The sequence below is a fragment of the Kitasatospora sp. NA04385 genome, from assembly GCF_013364235.1.
Lineage (GTDB): Bacteria > Actinomycetota > Actinomycetes > Streptomycetales > Streptomycetaceae > Kitasatospora.
Genome location: NZ_CP054919.1, coordinates 3,211,894 through 3,228,481, shown reverse-complemented (window position 1 = coordinate 3,228,481; position 16,588 = coordinate 3,211,894). Strand labels below are relative to the sequence as shown.

The window sequence follows — 16,588 nt, the reverse complement described above, 5'->3', positions numbered from 1 at the left end:
ACCTCCCGACTCACCGGTAACCCGGTTGAGTGGGTGGTATGACCGCCTCCCGCATCGTGGCGCTGGGCCACCACCAGCCGCCGAAGATCCTGAGCAACGACGATCTCTCGGCGATGGTCGACACCGACGACGAGTGGATCCGCTCCCGGGTCGGCATCCGCACCCGCCACATCGCGGAGGACGAGACCCTGGTCGACCTCGCGGTGGGCGCCGCCGAGAAGGCGCTGGCCAAGGCCGGGACGACGCCCGAGCAGATCGACCTGGTCGCCGTCGCCACCTGCACGGCCGTCGAGCGCAGCCCCAACACCGCCGCCGCCGTCGCCGCCCGGCTCGGCATCCCCACCCCCGCCGCGTACGAGCTGAACACCGCCTGCTCGGGCTTCTCGTACGCGCTGGCCACCGCCGACCACGCGATCCGGGCCGGCGCGGCCACCCGGGCGCTGGTGATCGGCGTGGAGCGGATGTCCGACATCATCGACTGGACCGATCGCACCACCTGCGTGATCTTCGGCGACGGCGCGGGCGCCGCCGTGCTGGAGGCCGCCCCCGACGAGCGGGCCGGCGTCGGCCCGGTGGTGTGGGGCTCCGAGCCGGAGAAGGGCGCCGCGGTCGCGATCAGCGGCTGGAAGCCGGTCATCAGCCAGCAGGGCCAGACCGTCTTCCGCTGGGCCACCACCCAGGTCGCCCCGCTGGCCCGCAGGGCCTGCGAGAAGGCCGGGATCGACCCGTCCGAGCTGCGCGGCTTCGTCGCCCACCAGGCCAACCTGCGGATCATCGACGCCATCGCCGGCAAGCTCGGCCTGGCCGAGGACGCGGTGGTCGCCCGCGACGTGGTCGACTCCGGCAACACCTCCGCCGCCTCCATCCCGCTCGCACTGTCCAAGCTGGTCGAGCGCGGGGAGCTGCACAGCGGCGATCCGGTGCTGCTGTTCGGCTTCGGCGGCGGCCTGGCCTACGCCGGACAGGTCGTGCGCTGCCCCTGAGCGGCCGCGGACGGAAACGGAAGGGGCGGCCGGGAGGAAAATCCTCCCGGCCGCCCCTTCCGTCCGTTGCAGGACGGCGCTCCGCGGTACGTCGGCGAACCTCCCCCGAGGCACGGCCGCATCCGACACACCCGGACAGGAACCGGGGCCGAGCGCCGATGGGCGTGGTCGTTACTTCGGCGGCTTCTTTCCGGTGACTCCCAGGTACACCTGGAGCGCCAGGTTGGGCTTGAGGTCCTTGACCTTCACGCCCCAGGAGGTGAACGCCTTGCCGTGCTCGGCCGCCGCGGCGAGCAACGAGACCAGGGCGCCGGCGACCGCCGACGGTTCGACCGTCTTGTCGGTCTTGCCCTGGTTGTTGCGGACCGCTTCGGCCAGCGGGGCCGCCACCGAGTTGAGGACCTTCATGCGGATCTTGAAGAACCGCTTGTCCCCTTCGGCGGCACCGAGTGTGATCACTCGGAGAATGGCGTCATTCTTGCGCCAGAAGGCGAGGAATCCGTCCACCAGTTCTTCGGAAGTGGTGAAGCCGGTCTTTCCCGCCCAGGACTTTCCATCGACGAGCTCTTTGAGCCCGCCGCTGTCCTCGGCCATTTCCTCGGCGATCTCAAGGACTGCGCCCTCGACATCCGGGAAGTACTGGTAGAAGGTCGCGGGGGAGGTACCCGCCATACGGGCGACGTCGATGACCTTGACGTCCCGGTACGGCGACGTGCTGAGCATCTCGCGGAGGCAGTCGAGCAGCTTCTGCCGCGTCTCCTGTCCGCGCCGCCCGGCGACGCGACCGTCGACGGTGCGAACTTGTCCTGTCATGTCGTCAGCTTACAGTGGCACGATCTTGGCGCTAATCGGTAGTGCGACTATTAGTCCGGGTGAGGGGGAAACGACGCCATTTCCGCGCGGAGTTGTTGCCCCCCCGTGTGCTGATGACCCCACAGCGTGACGACAAGTCAGCTCGGACCGGTCCGGCGGGCCCCGCGGAGGCGTCCGGGGGCCTGCGGAGGGAGCGGCTCCGGTACCCGGGTCCGGTACCCGGGGGCGTGTCCCGGGCGGGGGAGATTGGCTCCCGGGCGGCGGGCATTGGAGAATCGGGGGGCGCCGCCGCCGGGGGGCGCTGGCGGAAGGGGAGGTGGCTGCGGAGTGGACCAGCTGACGGCGCACGATCCGAGGCGGATCGGGCCCTTCGAAGTGCTGGCCCGGCTCGGCGCGGGCGGCATGGGCCTGGTGTACCTGGCCCGGTCGGCCTCGGGCCGGCGGGTGGCCATCAAGACCGTGCGCAGCGAGCTGGCCGAGGACAACCTCTTCCGGGTCCGCTTCGCCCGCGAGATCGCGGCCGCCAAGACGGTCGGCGGCTTCTACACCGCCGCCGTGGTGGACGCCGACGCCGACGCCGCCGTCCCGTGGCTGGCCACCGCGTACGTGCCCGCGCCCTCGCTGGAGGACCTGGTCGACGACTGCGGCCCGCTGCCCGCCGACGCGGTGCGCTGGCTGACCGCCGGCATCGCCGAGGCGCTGCAGTCCATCCACGCGGCCGGCCTGGTCCACCGGGACCTCAAGCCGTCCAACGTGCTGGTGGTCGAGGACGGCCCGCGGGTGATCGACTTCGGCATCGCCGCCGGGGTCTCCAGCACCCGGCTCACCATGACCAACGTCGCCGTCGGCACCCCCGCCTACATGTCGCCCGAGCAGGCCCGCGACAGCCGCAGCGTCACCGGCGCCAGCGACGTGTTCTCGCTCGGCTCGCTGGTGGTGTTCTGCGCCACCGGGCACCCGCCGTACCGCGGCTCCAACCCGGTCGAGACGGTGTTCCAGCTGCTGCGCGACCAGCCGGACCTGTCCGGCCTGCCGGTCGAGCTGGTGGACCTGGTCCGGGCCTGCATGCGGCCCACCCCCGAGCACCGGCCGACGCCCGCCCAGATCCAGGCCGAGCTGGCCCCGCACCTGTTCTCCCGGGCCGACGCCTCCGGCGAGGCCGGGGACTGGCTGCCGCCCGCCGCGCTCGACCTGATCGAGGCCAAGCGCAGCAGCAGACGTCCCGTCAGTGCCCAGCAGCCCCCGGTCCGGCCGCAGCCGCCGGTGGTGCTGCCCTCCCAGCCGGTGGCGCCGCCGCCGCTGCCCGCGCCCGCCCCGGCCCCGGTCGGGGCGCTCGGCCCGGTCGGCGGGGCCGGCCCGGCCGGCCCGGTGTCCGAGGCCGAGGTGGTCACCGAGCGGGTGCACCCGCACCGGCGGCCCGGCCCCGGCGGCCCGGGCGACGCCGAGATCCGGCTGCCCGGCGCGCACGTGCCGATAGGGCCCGGACCGCGGGCGGAGCCCGCCCCGCCCGCGGCCGCCCCGGCCGGCACCGACTGGGTGCGCCGCAGCTCCGCGCCGTCCGCCGCCCCGCCGCAGCCCGCGGCGCGCTGGCGGCCCTGGCGGTTCCGGATGTCCAACGACGTGTGGGGCACCCCGGTGGTCGCCGACGGCACGCTGTTCGCCTCCAGCTTCGAGGTGCACGCGCTGGACATCGGCTCCGGCGAGCGCCGCTGGAAGACCCGGGACGTGGCCTGGGCGCTGGCCGTGGACGGCGGCCGGGTGCACGCCGCCGACGGCCCGCACCTGTACACGGTGGACGCCGCGGACGGCACCGAGCGCTGGCGGCACTCGCTGGACGGCTGGGTGTACGCGCTGGACGCCGCCGACGGCGTGCTGTGCTGCGGCGTGCGCGGCGGCGGCGTGCAGCTGCGCGCGGCGGCCACCGGCGCCGAGCTGTGGCGGGCCGACGACGCCCAGCAGGAGTACGAGAACCCGCAGTCCGGCCCGGCGCTGGTCGCCGGTGCGGCCTACTACCAGGGCGGCGGCCGGCTGCACTGCGTGGACCCGCTGGGCTCCGGGGTGCGCTGGACGGTGCCGCTGGGCGGCGAGGTGCCGTCCCGCCCGGTCGAGCACGCCGGGGTGCTCTACGTGACGTCCGGTCAGCGGGTGCACGCGCTGGACGCGGCCACCGGCGCCGAGCGCTGGCGGTTCGACGCGCCGGTGGTGCTGTTCACCCCGCCCGCGGTGGACGGCCGGGCGGTGTACGTCGCCGACTACCTCGGCACCCTGTACGCGCTGGACGCCGCCACCGGGCACGGCCGGTGGCGGGCCGCCACCGCCGCCCGGCAGGGCGCCGAGCCGGCCGTGGTCGCCGACGGGACGGTGCTGCTGGGCTCCGGCGACACCCTGTTCGCGTTCGAGGCGGCCGGCGGCCGGGAGCGCTGGCGCTACAGCACCCGGGGCGACCTGGTGGGCTCCCCGGCGGTCGCCGAGGGCCTGGTGCACCTGGGCAGCCGCGACCACTCGCTGCACACCCTGGAGCTGGCCACCGGCCGACTGCGCTGGGAGCTGGGCACCAAGGGCGAGCTGACCGGCTCCCCGGTGGCGGTCGGCGGCCGGGTGTTCGTCGGCTCCAAGGACCGCTGCGTGTACGCGCTGGACTCCTTCTACGGCACCGCCGTCCCGCAGTAGGCGCGCGCAGGAACGGTACGGCCCCGGACCCCGCGCGGGGTCCGGGGCCGTTCGTGGTCGTCCGGGGCCGTCCGTTGTCGTCCGGGGCCGTACGTGGTCGTCCGGGGGAGCCGGGGGCGGCTCAGGGGTGGCGGTACTGCCAGCCGGCCCAGGCCGAGGCGACCATCGAGCGGAGGTCGTGCCGGGCGCTCCAGCCCAGCTCGCGGCGGATCAGCTCGGCGGAGGCCACCACCCGGGCCGGGTCGCCGGGGCGGCGGGGGGCCACCTCGGGGGCGATCCGGATGCCGGTGACCTCGGTGATCTCGGCGATCATCTCGCGCACCGAGGCGCCGCGGCCGGTGCCGATGTTGAGCGTCAGCCCGATCCGCTCGCCCGGCCCGGCGGCCTCCAGCCGGCGGACGGCGGCGACGTGCGCGGAGGCGATGTCCGAGACGTGGATGTAGTCGCGGACGCAGGTGCCGTCCGGGGTCGGGTAGTCGTCGCCGAAGACCAGCGGCGGCAGCCCGGCCGTCAGCCGCTGGAGGACCAGCGGGACCAGGTTGGCCGCGCCCGGGTCGGACAGCTCGGGGGCGGCGGCGCCCGCCACGTTGAAGTACCGCAGGGAGACCGCGGAGAGGCCGTGCGCGGCCGCGCAGGCGTTCAGCAGCCACTCGTCGGCCAGCTTGGTCTCGCCGTACGGGTTGATCGGCAGGCAGGGGGTGGACTCGTCGACCAGGTCGACGTCCGGCATGCCGTAGACGGCGGCGGAGGAGGACAGCACCACCCGGCGCACGCCCGCGTCGACCGCGGCGGCCAGCACGGTGCGCAGGCCCTCGACGTTCTCGTGGTAGTAGAACAGCGGCCGCTCGACCGACTCGCCCACCTGCTTGCGGGCGGCCAGGTGCAGCACGCCGGTGACGCCGTGCTCGGCCAGCACGCGGTCCAGCAGCCGGCGGTCCAGCGTGGAGCCGGCCACCAGCGGGACGCCGGGCGGCAGGTGGGCGGCCGATCCGCTGCTCAGGTCGTCCAGGACGACGGTGGACACGCCGGCCGCGGCCAGCTCCCGGACGACGTGGCCGCCGATGTAGCCGGCCCCTCCCGTGATCAACCAGGTCATGGCCCGATCCTAGAGGCCGCTTTTCGGTGCGGCCCTTGGTGTGTTGCCCGGGCAATCGGACATTTCGGTGAAATGCTGACAAAGCTCTGTCCAGCGACCGGAGGTGGCCGCCGTGCGCCCGAAGAAGGAACCGACCCGCCCGCTCCCGGCCGGCCCCCGGCCCACCGGGCCCAAGCTGTGGTGGGGGCCCGCGGCGGTGCTCGCTTCGGCCGCGCTGCTGGTGACCGGCTGTTCCAGCTCCGGCTCCGGGTCCAGCTCCACCGCGGCGGCCAGCAGCTCCTCGTCGGCGCCCGCCCCGTCCAGCAGCAACCAGCTGGAGCAGGACTACCAGCAGGTGATCTCCCAGGTGCTGCCCTCGGTGGTGCAGATCACCGCGGGGGACGGCCTCGGCTCCGGGATCGTCTTCGACGACAAGGGCGACATCGTCACCAACGCGCACGTGGTCGGCAGCGCCACCACCTTCACCGTGACACTGGCCAACAGCACCAAGCCGCTGGACGCCACCCTGGTCGGCAGCTACCCGGAGTCCGACCTCGCGGTGATCAAGCTGTCCGACGCGCCCGGCGGCCTCAAGCCGGCGGCCTTCGCGGACAGCTCCAAGGTCTCGGTCGGGCAGATCACGCTGGCCATGGGCAGCCCGCTGGGCCTGTCCAGCAGCGTCACCCAGGGCATCGTCTCGGCGGTCGGCCGGACGGTCAGCGAGCCGCAGTCCGCCGGCTCGCCCGGCGCCACCATCGGCAACATGGTGCAGACCTCGGCCGCGATCAACCCCGGCAACAGCGGCGGCGCGCTGGTCAACCTCTCCAGCCAGGTGATCGGGATCAACACGCTGACCGCCGTCGACCCCGAGCTGAACGGCTCGGCCGCGCCCGGCATCGGCTTCGCCATCCCGTCGGCCACCGTGACCAGCATCGCCAACCAGCTGATCAAGGACGGCAAGGTCACCAACTCCGGCCGGGCCGCGCTCGGCGTGACCGTCCGCCCGTACTTCGACTCGAACTTCCAGCCGGCCGGCGCGGCGGTGGTCTCGGTGGTCGACAACGGGCCCGCCGCCTCCGCCGGGCTGCAGGCCGGCGACGTGATCACCAAGATCAACGACACCGCGATCAACAGCCCCTCCGCGCTGACCAGCGCGCTGGCCTCGCTCAGCCCCGGCGCCAAGGTCACCGTCGGCTACCAGCGGGACGGACAGGGCAAGACCGCGGAGGTCACCCTCGGGACGCTTTAGCGCCCGACAGGCCCGGGCCCGGAGTGCCGTACCGCGCAAGGGAGGCGGCACTCCGGGCCCGTCCACGTCCGCACCCCGGGGTCAGGCCTCCCGGGCGGCCCGGGTGTGCCAGGGCAGCTCGACCGTCACCGAGGTCGGCCCGTCCGCCGGGCTGTCGACCACGAACACGCCGTCGACCGACTCGGCGCGCTCGGCCAGGCCGGCCAGCCCGCCGCCCGGATGCACCCGGGCCCCGCCGCGGCCGTCGTCGCGCACCGTCAGCATCAGCCGGCCGTCCTGCCGCCAGACGTCCACCGAGGCGGTGCGGGCGCCGGAGTGCTTGGAGGCGTTGGTGAGCAGCTCGCTGACGGTGAAGTAGGCGATGCCCTCGACCGCGGAGTCCGGCCGCTCGTTGCCCAGCTCGACGTGCACCCGGACGCCGCCGGGCAGCGTGCAGCGGGCCGCGACCGAGGAGAGCGCCGCGTCCAGCCCGCGGTCGGTGAGCACCGCCGGGTGGATGCCGCGGGCCAGGTCGCGCAGCTCCTGCAGGGCCAGCTTGACCTCGCCGTGCGCCGCGTCGACCATCTGCTGCGCGGCCGCCGGATCCTCCGTCAGCTTCTCCTTGGCCAGGCCCAGGTCCATCGCCAGGGCCACCAGCCGGGCCTGCGCGCCGTCGTGCAGGTCGCGCTCGATGCGGCGCAGGTCGGCCGCGGCGGTGTCGACCACCACCCCCCGGTCGTCCTCCAGCTCGCGGACCCGCTCGGCCAGCACGCCCGGCGACAGCAGCGACTCCACCAGCCACCGGGAGACCGCGCCGATCGCCCGCATCGCCCAGGGCAGCACCGGCCAGCCGACCACCAGCAGCACCAGCGTCAGCGTGAAGCTGAGGACGCCCCAGATCAGCAGCACCACGCAGTACAGCGCGGAGCGCCAGCTCAGCCCGTCCCCCAGGGCGGCCACCACCCGGCCGGACAGCCCCGCCCGGGCCGGGCGCAGCGGCTCCGGCTCGGCCACCGTGCTGCGCAGCTCGGCCCGCGCCCGGCGGCGGCCCAGCCCGCCGAACCAGCGGCAGCAGCTCAGCCCGAAGGCCAGCAGCGGCAGGCCGACGACCGTCACCGCCGTCCCCAGCCCGGCCGTCAGCAGCACGACGGCCACCACGAACCCGGCCAGCCCGACCGGGAGGTTCAGCAGCGAGTTGCTGACCTCGCGCCACAGCTGCGCTCCGTACAACGACGGGCGCTTCGCCTCGTCCTCCATGGTCGGCGCCCTCTCCTGGTGATCTCGCCGGTGCTTGTCGATCACCAGCATCCCGGTCGGCGACCTCCCCCCGCCATGGTGCTGCACACCCTCTTCTTCCGGGGGTTATCCCCACCCCCCGCACTGCGGCCCGGGCCCGGACCGTCCGCAAGCGGAATTCCGACCGGTGTCCGGCGGAAGTCCACCGTCCGTCTTGCAGGACGGGCAGGTGGCGGAGTAAACGAGCGGTGCACATAGACTCCCGCGATAGCGATGGTTATGGACGGGCAAAGAAGAAGGGCGTAACCCATGGAGTGGCAGCCGCTCGCTGCCGATCCCGCCGCCGGCAGCGGCTACTTCGACGCCTACGCGGCGGTCGGACTGCTGGCGGTCATCGGTGTCCTCTTCGTCACGGTGTCCTTCACCGCGAACCGACTGCTGCGACCGGTGGTCGACACCCCCGAGAAGCTGCTCGCCTACGAGTGCGGGGTCGACCCGGTCGGCGAGGGCTGGGCGCACACCCAGGTCCGGTACTACGTCTACGCCTTCCTGTACGTAATCTTCGCGGTCGACGCGATCTACCTGTTCCCGTGGGCCACGGTGTTCGCCGCCGCCGGCTTCGGGGCGGCCACGCTGGTGGAGATGTTCGTCTTCATCGGCTTCCTCGCGGTCGGACTGCTCTACGCCTGGAAGAAGGGCGTCCTGGAATGGACGTGACGCACTCGCACGGGACGCCCGGCAACGGCCCCGTCCCGCTCGGCATCCCCGACCCGGCCCGCCCCGGCGCGGCCGTCGAACAGCGCCGCCTCGGCCCGCTGGCCCGGCTCGCCCCGGACCCGGTCAAGGTGGTGCTCAACTGGGGCCGCCGCTACAGCCTCTGGTGCTTCAACTTCGGACTGGCCTGCTGCGCGATCGAGTTCATCGCCGCGTCGATGGCCAAGCACGACTTCATCCGGATGGGTGTCATCCCGTTCGCGCCCGGCCCCCGCCAGGCCGACCTGATGATCGTCTCGGGCACCGTCACCGACAAGATGGCCCCCGCGGTCAAGCGCCTGTACGAGCAGATGCCCGAGCCGAAGTACGTCATCTCCTTCGGCGCCTGCGCCAACTCCGGCGGCCCGTACTGGGACTCGTACTCCGTCACCAAGGGCGTCGACCAGATCATCCCGGTCGACGTCTACGTGCCCGGCTGCCCGCCCCGGCCCGAGGCGCTGCTCCAGGGCATCCTCAAGCTGCAGGAGAAGATCGCCGCCGAGGACGTCCCGCAGCGCTACGCCGCGCCCGCCGACGCGCTGCGCCGCCCGCTGCGGCCCGCGCCCGCGACCGCGCCCGACGCCGCGCCCGGGGAGGGCCCGCAGTGACCGACCACCCCCAGCCGCCCGGCACGCCCGAGCCGACGCCTGAGGCACAGCCCGAGCCGGCCCCCTCGGCGCAGCCCGAGTCGGCCCCCGAGGCGCAGCCCGAGCCGACGCCCGCCGAGCGCACCGCCGCGTCCGTCGGGCCGTGGGCGACCGCCGCGGAGGCGTACGACCTGCTCACCGTCGACGTGCCCGCCGAGCACTGGATCGAGGCGCTCACCGCGGCCCGCGACGTCCTCGGCCTGGCCTTCCTGGACTGGCTGAGCGCCGTCGACGACCTCGACCGGGGCTTCGCCGTCTGCGCGCACCTGGCCGCCGTCGGCGAGCCCGGCAGCGTGCGCCGGCTGCTGCTGCGCACCCGGGTGCCGCGCGAGAAGGCCGCGCTGCCCACCGCCGTCGGGGTGTACGCCGGTGCCGCCTGGCACGAGCGGGAGACCCTGGAGATGTTCGGCATCGAGTTCCCGGGCCACCCGCACCCCGTCACCCTGCTGCTGCCGGACGGCTTCGAGGGCCACCCGCTGCGCAAGGACTTCGTGCTGGCCGCCCGGGTCGCCAAGGACTGGCCCGGCGCCAAGGAGCCCGGCGAGGCCGCCGACCACGGCGGCCCGGCCCGGCGCAAGATGCAGCCCCCCGGCGTCCCCGACCCGAACGAGTGGGGCCCGCTCAAGGGCACCCTCCCGCCGGTCGCCGAACGCCCCGCCCGCGGCGCGCGCGCCGCCGGAGCGGCCGGGGCCCGCGCGGCCGGAGCCGCCGGAGCCGCCGGGTCGACCGGCCGCGCCGCACCCGCAGCGTCGGCGAGGGATCGGTCAGCCAGGGCGCGCCCGAGACCCCGGCCGCACCGCCCGAGGCCCCGCGCCGCACCGCCCGCACCCAGTCGTCCGACGCCCCGTGGCACACGCCCGTACCGGCGCGGGACGAGAAACCGGAGCCCGAGCAGCCGGAACGGTCCGAGCAGCAACCCACCGAACGGCCCGCCAAAGAGCCCACCGAAGGGCCCACCGAGCAGCAGCAGGACGGAGACGGCGCGTGAACCTCCTCGACACGCTGCTGCGCTGCGTCGGCACGCTGGTGGCGTTCCTGGTGCTGCCGCTGGTGGTCGGCCAGGCCGAGCACAAGGTGATGGCGCACATGCAGGGCCGGCTCGGCCCGATGTACGCGGGCGGGTTCCACGGCTGGGCGCAGCTGGTCGCCGACGGGGTGAAGTTCGTCCAGAAGGAGAACGTCGTCCCGGCCGGCGCCGACCGCAGGGTCTTCCAGCTCGCCCCGGCCGTCGCGCTGCTGCCGTACCTGCTGGTGCTGCTGGTGATCCCGGTCGGGCCGGACGGGATGGTCGGCCAGGTGGTCGACGCGGGCATCTTCTTCGTGCTGGCCGTGATGGGCATCGGCGTGCTGGGCTCGCTGATGGCGGGCTGGGCGTCGGCCAACAAGTTCTCGCTGCTGGGCGCGCTGCGCACGGCCGCGCAGCTGATGTCGTACGAGCTGCCGATGCTGCTGGCCGCGGCCTCGGTGGCGATGGCGGCGGGCACCGTCTCGCTGCCCGGCATCGTGGACGCCTTCCACTGGTGGTGGGTGCCGTGGCAGCTGATCGGCGCGTTCGTGTTCTTCACGGCCGGCCTGGCCGAGCTGCAGCGCCCGCCGTTCGACATGCCGGTGGCCGACTCGGAGATCATCTTCGGCGCGTACACCGAGTACACCGGCCTGCGCTTCGCGCTGTTCCTGCTCTCCGAGTACGCGGGCATCGTGGTGCTCTGCGGCCTGACCTCGGTGCTCTTCCTGGGCGGTTGGCACGGCCCGTTCGAAGGCGACCTCGGCTGGCTGTGGACGCTGGTGAAGACCTTCGCGCTGGCCTTCGTGGTGCTCTGGCTGCGCGTCACCTACCCGCGCCTGCGCGAGGACCAGCTGATGCGCTTCGCGTGGACGGTGCTGATCCCGCTGGCGCTGGCCCAGCTCGCCCTGACCGGCATCATCAAGGTGGCGATCTCGTAATGGGAATTCCCGGCTCCGGCCTGGCCAAGGGCCTGGCCGTCACGATGCGCACGATGATGCGGAAGACCGTCACCGCGCAGTACCCCGACGTGCAGCCCGACCTGCCGCCGCGCACCCGCGGCGTGATCGCGCTGCTGGAGGAGAACTGCACGGTCTGCATGCTGTGCGCCCGCGAGTGCCCGGACTGGTGCATCTACATCGACTCCCACAAGGAGACGCTGCCCGCCGCCGACCCGAACGCCCGCGCCCGCACCCGCAACGTGCTGGACCGCTTCGCCATCGACTTCTCGCTCTGCATGTACTGCGGGATCTGCGTCGAGGTGTGCCCGTTCGACGCGCTGTTCTGGTCCCCGGAGTTCGAGTACGCCGAGACCGACATCCGCGAGCTCACCCACGAGCGCGAGCGGCTGCGCGAGTGGATGTGGACCGTCCCGCCGCCGCCCGCGCACGACGCCGCGGCGGAGGAGCCCAAGGAGATCGCCATGGCCCGCAAGGCCGCCGACAAGCTGGCCGCCGCAGCGGCGGCGGCCGCCGAGGAGGGTGGGGAGAGTTGAGCACCCTGCTGGCCGCGGCGGGCTCGCTGGAGCCCGCCGCGCGCTCGTACCTCTCGCCGACCGGGCAGGAGATCGTCTTCCTGCTGGTCGGTGTGCTCGTGCTCGGCGCGGCCGTCGTCTCGGTGACGACCCGGCAGCTGGTGCACGCCGCGCTGTGGCTGGTGGTCGCGCTGGGCGGGCTCGCGGTCGAGTTCCTGCTGCTGACGGCCGAGTTCGTGGCCTGGGTGCAGGTGCTGGTGTACCTGGGCTCGGTGATCGTGCTGGTGCTGTTCGGCCTGATGCTGACCCGCGCCCCGATCGGCCGCTCCCCGGACGCCGACTCCGGCAACCGCCCGGCCGCGCTCGCGGTCGGCCTCGCCTCCGCCGCCACCCTGGTCACCCTGGTGGTCGACGCGTTCCGCTCGTCCTGGATCGACCTGTCCGGCGCGGCCGGCACCACCCGGCTGACCGGCGAGTACCTGTTCTCGCACTGGGTGCTGCCGTTCGAGGCGCTGTCGGTGCTGCTGCTCGCCGCCCTGATCGGCGCGATCGTGCTGTCCCGCACCGAGGGCGGCCGCGCCAGGCCCCGGGCCGGGAAGCTGCGCACCGCCCCGCCGAAGCCGAAGGAGCGCTGAGGTGCACCTCGCCTACCCCGCCGTCCTCGCCGTGCTGCTGTTCAGCGTCGGCGTGTACGGCGTGCTCGCCCGGCGCAACGTCGTCCTGGTGCTGATGTCGGTCGAGCTGATGCTCAACGCGGTCAACCTCAACCTGGTCGCCTTCGACGTCTGGCTGCGCGACACCCTGCACGCCGGACAGGCGCTGACCCTGTTCACCATCACCATCGCCGCCGCCGAGATCGGCCTGGGCCTGGCCATCGTGCTGCTGGTCTACCGCACCCGCCGCACCGCCGCCGTCGACGGGGTCACCGCGCTCGGCGACCGCCACGAGGCGGACGACCCCGCCGGCGCCGGGCCCGCCGACGCCGAGAAGGAGCAGGCCGCCGCATGAACCTCGCGCTGCCGATCCTCGTCCCCGCGCTGCCCGCGCTCGGCGCGGCCGCCGGCCTGGCCACCGGCCGCCGGTACCCCGGCCTGGCCCGCCCGCTGGCGGTGCTGCCGGTCGCGGCCTCCGCCGTGCTGGCCCTGGTCACCGCCCTCCAGCTGGGCACCGGCACCACCCTGGACGCCGGCACCCGGCTCGCCCCCACCGGCGGGCCCGACATCTCGCTCGCCCTGCACCTGGACGGCTTCTCCTCGCTGATCTCGGTGCTGGTCGGCCTGGTCGCCACCTGCGTGCAGGTCTACTCGACCGCGTACCTGAAGGACGACCCGCGCTACCCCTCGTACGCGGCCCTGGTCTCGCTGTTCACCGCCGCGATGTTCCTGGTCGTCTACTCCGGCGACCTGATCGTGCTGCTGGTCGGCTGGGAGGTGATGGGCATCTGCTCGTACTTCCTGATCGGCCACCACTGGGAGGGCGCCGACGCCCGCACCGCCTCGCTGAAGGCCTTCCTGGTCACCAAGCTCGGCGACGTGCCGTTCCTGTTCGGCCTGTTCCTGCTCGGCGCGGACGCCGGCAGCTTCCGGATCACCGAGGTGCTGCGCACCGCCGCCGACGGCGGGCTGCACCACCCCACCCTGATCGCGCTGCTGCTGCTCGCGGGCGTCGCCGGCAAGAGCGCCCAGTTCCCGCTGCACACCTGGCTCCCGGACGCGATGGCCGGCCCGACGCCGGTGTCCGCGCTGATCCACGCCGCCACCATGGTCGCGGCCGGCATCTACCTGGTCGCCCGGCTGCTGCCGGTCTTCCTGCTGTCCTCCGCCGCGCTGCTGGTGCTGGCCGTGATGGCCGCCGTCACCATGGTCGGCTCCGCGCTGTGCGCGCTCGCCCAGGACGACCTCAAGCGGGTGCTGGCCTACTCGACCGTCGGCCAGCTCGGCTACATGGCCGGCGCGCTGGCCTCCGGCGACCGGCAGGCCGCGGTGTTCCACCTGGTCTCGCACGGCGCGTTCAAGGCGCTGCTGTTCCTCACCGCCGGCGTGGTCATCCACGCCGCGCACACCAACTCGATCAGTGCCATGTCACGGATCGACGGTCTGCGCCGCCGCGTCCCCGACGCCTACTGGACGATGGGCCTCGGCCTGGCCGCCCTGATCGGCCTGCCGCCGCTCGCGGGCTTCTTCTCCAAGGAGTCCGTGCTCACCGCCGCCGAGCACGCCGCCCACGGCGAGGCGCTCACCGGCCACCTCGGCCCCGCCTCGGCCGTCCCCGCCGCCGCGGGCTGGACGGTCCTGGTGGCCGGCCTGCTCACCGCGCTGCTCACCGCCGCCTACGCCACCCGGCTCTGGCTGGTCGCCTTCCACGCCAAGCCGGTCGCGGCCGCCCCCGCCGACGCCCCGTACTCCCCGGAGATCGACGAGGCCGACCCGGCGCACGCCGAACCCGCCGCGATGCGCTGGCCGCTGTGGGTGCTGGCCGTGCCCACCCTGGGCTTCGGCCTGCTCGGGCTGCGCACGCAGTGGCTGCCCGCGCTGCTCGACGGCGAACCGCTGCGCCCCGCCGTCGGCACCATGCTGCTCGGCACCGGCGCCGCCGTGCTCGGCATCCTGGCCGCCTACGCCGCCTGGCGCCGGGTCGGCGCCCGCGCCGCCGCCGGGCAGCCCGCCACCGACCCGGGGCGCCTGCTGCTCGGCCCGGCGTACGGGCCCGCCCAGCACGGCTTCGGCGTCGACCGGCTCTACAGCGCCCTGTTCGTCCGGCCCACCGCGGCCGCCGCCAGGCTGGTCCGGTTCCTGGACCGCGCCGTGGTCGAGACGTACGTGCGCGGCGCCGGCGCGGCCCCCGGCTGGTTCGGCCGCGCCGTGCGCTTCGCCCAGACCGGCAACGTCCAGGGCTACCTGAGCGCGCTGCTGGCCGGGGCCGTCCTGCTCGCCGTCCTGGTGGCGGTCGGCTCATGACACGTCACCGGCCCGTGTCGCGTCATCCTCTGTCGCGTCATCTTGTGTCACGTCATCTAGTGACGCGTCATGTCGTGCCGCGTCATCTTGTGTCACGTCATCTTGTGTCGCGTCATGTCATGCCGCGTCATCTAGTGACGCGTCATGTTGTGTCGCGTCACCGTTCCCCCGTCCCGGCACGCCCTTGGAGCCCCCGATGAACGCGGTCCTCATCGCCCTCCTGGCCCTGCCGCTGCTCGGCGCCGCCCTGATGCTCGCCCCGATCGGCGACAAGCAGGCGCTGCGCCTCGGCACCACCGTCACCGGCGGCACCCTGCTGCTGTCGATCGCGCTCGCCGCGGGCTTCGACCACGACGACCCGAGCCGGATGCAGGCCGTCACCGACGTCTCCTGGATCCCCGCCCTGGACGTCCGCCTGCACCTGGGCACCGACGGCATCTCGCTGCCGCTGCTGGTGCTCACCGCCCTGCTCACCTTCCTGTGCGCGCTCTACTCGGTGAAGAAGCTCCCCGCCGGGCCCGGCGGCCGGGCCTTCACCGGGCTGCTGCTCCTGCTGGAGACCGGCATGCTCGCCACCTTCGCGGTGCTCGACCTGGTGCTGTTCTTCCTGGCCTTCGAGATCGTGCTGATCCCGATGTACTTCCTGATCGCGCGCTGGGGCAGCGGGCAGAAGGTCGCGGCCGCCAACCGGTTCATCCTGTACACCCTGCTCGGCTCCGCCGTGATGCTGCTCGGCTTCCTGCTGATCGGCGTCAAGGCCGGCACCTTCGACATGGTGAAGCTCGCCGACGCGCACGGCGGCGGCCTGTCCCACACCACCCAGCTGATCGCCGCGCTGGCGATCCTGATCGGCCTCGCCGTGAAGGCCCCCGCCTGGCCGCTGCACTCCTGGCTGCCCGACGCGCACACCGCCGCCCCCACCGCGGGCTCGGTGCTGCTGGCCGGCGTGATGCTCAAGATGGGCACCTACGGCCTGGTCCGCGTCCTGCTGCCGATCGTCCCCGACGGCACCGCGACCTTCGCCCCCTACCTGGGCGCGTTCGCCGCCGTCGGCATCGTCTACGGCTCGCTCGCCTGCCTGGCCCTGGCCCGGCCCGGCGCCAAGGGCGACCTCAAGCGGCTGATCGCGTACTCCTCGGTCGGCCACATGGGCTTCGTGCTGCTCGGCATCGCCTCGCTCACCCCGGTCGGCCTGAACGGCGCGCTGTTCGCCAACGTCGCGCACGGCCTGATCACCGGCCTGCTGTTCTTCGTGGTCGGCGCGGTGAAGGACCGCTACGGCACCGCCGATCTCGACACCCTGTCCGGGGCCACCGGCGCCGCCCTCTACGGCCGCGCCCCCCGGATCGGTGCCCTGCTCGCCTTCGCCGCCGTCGCCAGCCTCGGCCTGCCCGGCCTGGCCGGCTTCTGGGGCGAACTGCTCGCCATGTACGGCGCGTTCGACCCGGCCGGCGGACTCTCCCGGCCCGCGTTCGTCACCTACATGGCCCTGGCCGGCCTCGGCACCCTGCTGACCGCCGCCTACCTGCTGATCGTGGTCAAGCGAGTCTGCATGGGCGACCCGAAGCAGCCCGCCCCGGTCACCGACCTGCCCGACCTCAAGGGCTACGAGGCCGCCAGCTGGACGCCGCTCGCCGCGCTCACCCTGCTCGCGGGCCTGTGGCCGGCCCTGCTCCTCGGCCTCTCCGACCCGGCCGTCAAGCACCTCCTCGGAGGCGGCTGATGACCACCGCTCACGACCTGGGGCAG

At 73.9% G+C, this 16,588-nt stretch carries 14 protein-coding genes and 1 pseudogene; 12 read left to right on the top strand and 3 right to left on the bottom strand.

The window, feature by feature from the left end; all coding sequences use genetic code 11:
* Nucleotides 1-38 precede the first annotated feature (38 nt).
* Nucleotides 39-983: a beta-ketoacyl-ACP synthase III gene (locus tag HUT16_RS14150; RefSeq protein WP_176188540.1), complete on the top strand. Its 945-nt coding sequence runs from the start codon at nucleotides 39-41 to the stop codon at nucleotides 981-983.
* Nucleotides 984-1,154: 171 nt separating this feature from the next.
* Here the strand turns inward: HUT16_RS14150 and HUT16_RS14145 are convergent, their stop codons facing one another.
* Entirely contained in the window at nucleotides 1,155-1,796 is a 642-nt protein-coding gene (locus tag HUT16_RS14145; RefSeq protein WP_176188539.1) for a TetR family transcriptional regulator, read from the bottom strand.
* Nucleotides 1,797-2,123: 327 nt separating this feature from the next.
* On the opposite strand from HUT16_RS14145, the gene HUT16_RS14140 reads away from it, so the two are divergent.
* Nucleotides 2,124-4,466, top strand: coding sequence for a serine/threonine-protein kinase (locus HUT16_RS14140; RefSeq protein WP_176188538.1), 2,343 nt, complete (start codon nucleotides 2,124-2,126; stop codon nucleotides 4,464-4,466).
* A 121-nt stretch (nucleotides 4,467-4,587) separates the two neighbouring features.
* Here HUT16_RS14140 and galE read toward each other — a convergent pair whose 3' ends face one another.
* A complete protein-coding gene (gene galE, locus HUT16_RS14135) occupies nucleotides 4,588-5,562 on the bottom strand; it encodes a UDP-glucose 4-epimerase GalE (RefSeq protein ID WP_176188537.1) in 975 nt (324 codons plus the stop codon).
* A gap of 175 nt (nucleotides 5,563-5,737) precedes the next feature.
* Between galE and HUT16_RS14130 the strand changes: the two genes are divergently transcribed.
* Nucleotides 5,738-6,790, top strand: a complete 1,053-nt coding sequence (locus tag HUT16_RS14130; RefSeq protein ID WP_176192670.1) for a S1C family serine protease — start codon at nucleotides 5,738-5,740, stop codon at nucleotides 6,788-6,790.
* An 81-nt stretch (nucleotides 6,791-6,871) separates the two neighbouring features.
* Here the strand turns inward: HUT16_RS14130 and HUT16_RS14125 are convergent, their stop codons facing one another.
* Entirely contained in the window at nucleotides 6,872-8,026 is a 1,155-nt protein-coding gene (locus tag HUT16_RS14125; RefSeq protein ID WP_254898303.1) for a sensor histidine kinase, read from the bottom strand.
* Between the two features lie 288 nt (nucleotides 8,027-8,314).
* On the opposite strand from HUT16_RS14125, the gene HUT16_RS14120 reads away from it, so the two are divergent.
* The 9 genes and pseudogenes from HUT16_RS14120 (at nucleotide 8,315) to HUT16_RS14080 (ending at nucleotide 16,562) form a co-directional block, all read left to right on the top strand.
* Nucleotides 8,315-8,722, top strand: coding sequence for an NADH-quinone oxidoreductase subunit A (locus HUT16_RS14120; protein WP_176188535.1), 408 nt, complete (start codon nucleotides 8,315-8,317; stop codon nucleotides 8,720-8,722).
* Nucleotides 8,713-9,366, top strand: coding sequence for an NADH-quinone oxidoreductase subunit B (locus HUT16_RS14115; RefSeq protein ID WP_176188534.1), 654 nt, complete (start codon nucleotides 8,713-8,715; stop codon nucleotides 9,364-9,366). Before HUT16_RS14120 ends, HUT16_RS14115 begins: the two co-directional genes overlap by 10 nt.
* Nucleotides 9,363-9,848 (top strand): annotated as a pseudogene (locus tag HUT16_RS39730) (NADH-quinone oxidoreductase subunit C); the annotation flags it as partial. The gene HUT16_RS14115 and the pseudogene HUT16_RS39730, both read left to right, overlap by 4 nt.
* 541 nt (nucleotides 9,849-10,389) lie before the next feature.
* Nucleotides 10,390-11,349, top strand: coding sequence for an NADH-quinone oxidoreductase subunit NuoH (gene nuoH, locus HUT16_RS14105; RefSeq protein WP_176188533.1), 960 nt, complete (start codon nucleotides 10,390-10,392; stop codon nucleotides 11,347-11,349).
* Nucleotides 11,349-11,903 carry an NADH-quinone oxidoreductase subunit I gene (locus tag HUT16_RS14100; RefSeq protein ID WP_176188532.1) on the top strand — a complete coding sequence of 185 codons (555 nt, stop codon included), beginning with the start codon at nucleotides 11,349-11,351 and terminating at the stop codon, nucleotides 11,901-11,903. Before nuoH ends, HUT16_RS14100 begins: the two co-directional genes overlap by 1 nt.
* A complete protein-coding gene (locus HUT16_RS14095) occupies nucleotides 11,900-12,517 on the top strand; it encodes an NADH-quinone oxidoreductase subunit J (RefSeq protein WP_176188531.1) in 618 nt (205 codons plus the stop codon). Before HUT16_RS14100 ends, HUT16_RS14095 begins: the two co-directional genes overlap by 4 nt.
* Before the next feature lies 1 nt (nucleotide 12,518).
* A complete protein-coding gene (gene nuoK / locus HUT16_RS14090; RefSeq protein ID WP_176188530.1) occupies nucleotides 12,519-12,890 on the top strand; it encodes an NADH-quinone oxidoreductase subunit NuoK in 372 nt (123 codons plus the stop codon).
* Nucleotides 12,887-14,839 carry an NADH-quinone oxidoreductase subunit L gene (locus HUT16_RS14085; protein ID WP_176188529.1) on the top strand — a complete coding sequence of 651 codons (1,953 nt, stop codon included), beginning with the start codon at nucleotides 12,887-12,889 and terminating at the stop codon, nucleotides 14,837-14,839. Before nuoK ends, HUT16_RS14085 begins: the two co-directional genes overlap by 4 nt.
* Before the next feature lie 196 nt (nucleotides 14,840-15,035).
* Entirely contained in the window at nucleotides 15,036-16,562 is a 1,527-nt protein-coding gene (locus tag HUT16_RS14080; protein ID WP_176188528.1) for a NuoM family protein, read from the top strand.
* Nucleotides 16,563-16,588 lie beyond the last annotated feature (26 nt).

Bases quoted from the DNA above. Each gene is read 5' to 3' on its own strand.
- HUT16_RS14150 (WP_176188540.1), top strand. From the start codon at position 39: ATGACCGCCTCCCGCATCGTGGCGCTGGGCCACCACCAGCCGCCGAAG.
- HUT16_RS14145 (WP_176188539.1), bottom strand. From the start codon at position 1,796: ATGACAGGACAAGTTCGCACCGTCGACGGTCGCGTCGCCGGGCGGCGC.
- galE (WP_176188537.1), bottom strand. From the start codon at position 5,562: ATGACCTGGTTGATCACGGGAGGGGCCGGCTACATCGGCGGCCACGTC.
- HUT16_RS14125 (WP_254898303.1), bottom strand. From the start codon at position 8,026: ATGGAGGACGAGGCGAAGCGCCCGTCGTTGTACGGAGCGCAGCTGTGG.
- HUT16_RS14120 (WP_176188535.1), top strand. From the start codon at position 8,315: ATGGAGTGGCAGCCGCTCGCTGCCGATCCCGCCGCCGGCAGCGGCTAC.
- HUT16_RS14115 (WP_176188534.1), top strand. From the start codon at position 8,713: ATGGACGTGACGCACTCGCACGGGACGCCCGGCAACGGCCCCGTCCCG.
- HUT16_RS14100 (WP_176188532.1), top strand. From the start codon at position 11,349: ATGGGAATTCCCGGCTCCGGCCTGGCCAAGGGCCTGGCCGTCACGATG.
- HUT16_RS14085 (WP_176188529.1), top strand. From the start codon at position 12,887: ATGAACCTCGCGCTGCCGATCCTCGTCCCCGCGCTGCCCGCGCTCGGC.
- HUT16_RS14080 (WP_176188528.1), top strand. From the start codon at position 15,036: ATGAACGCGGTCCTCATCGCCCTCCTGGCCCTGCCGCTGCTCGGCGCC.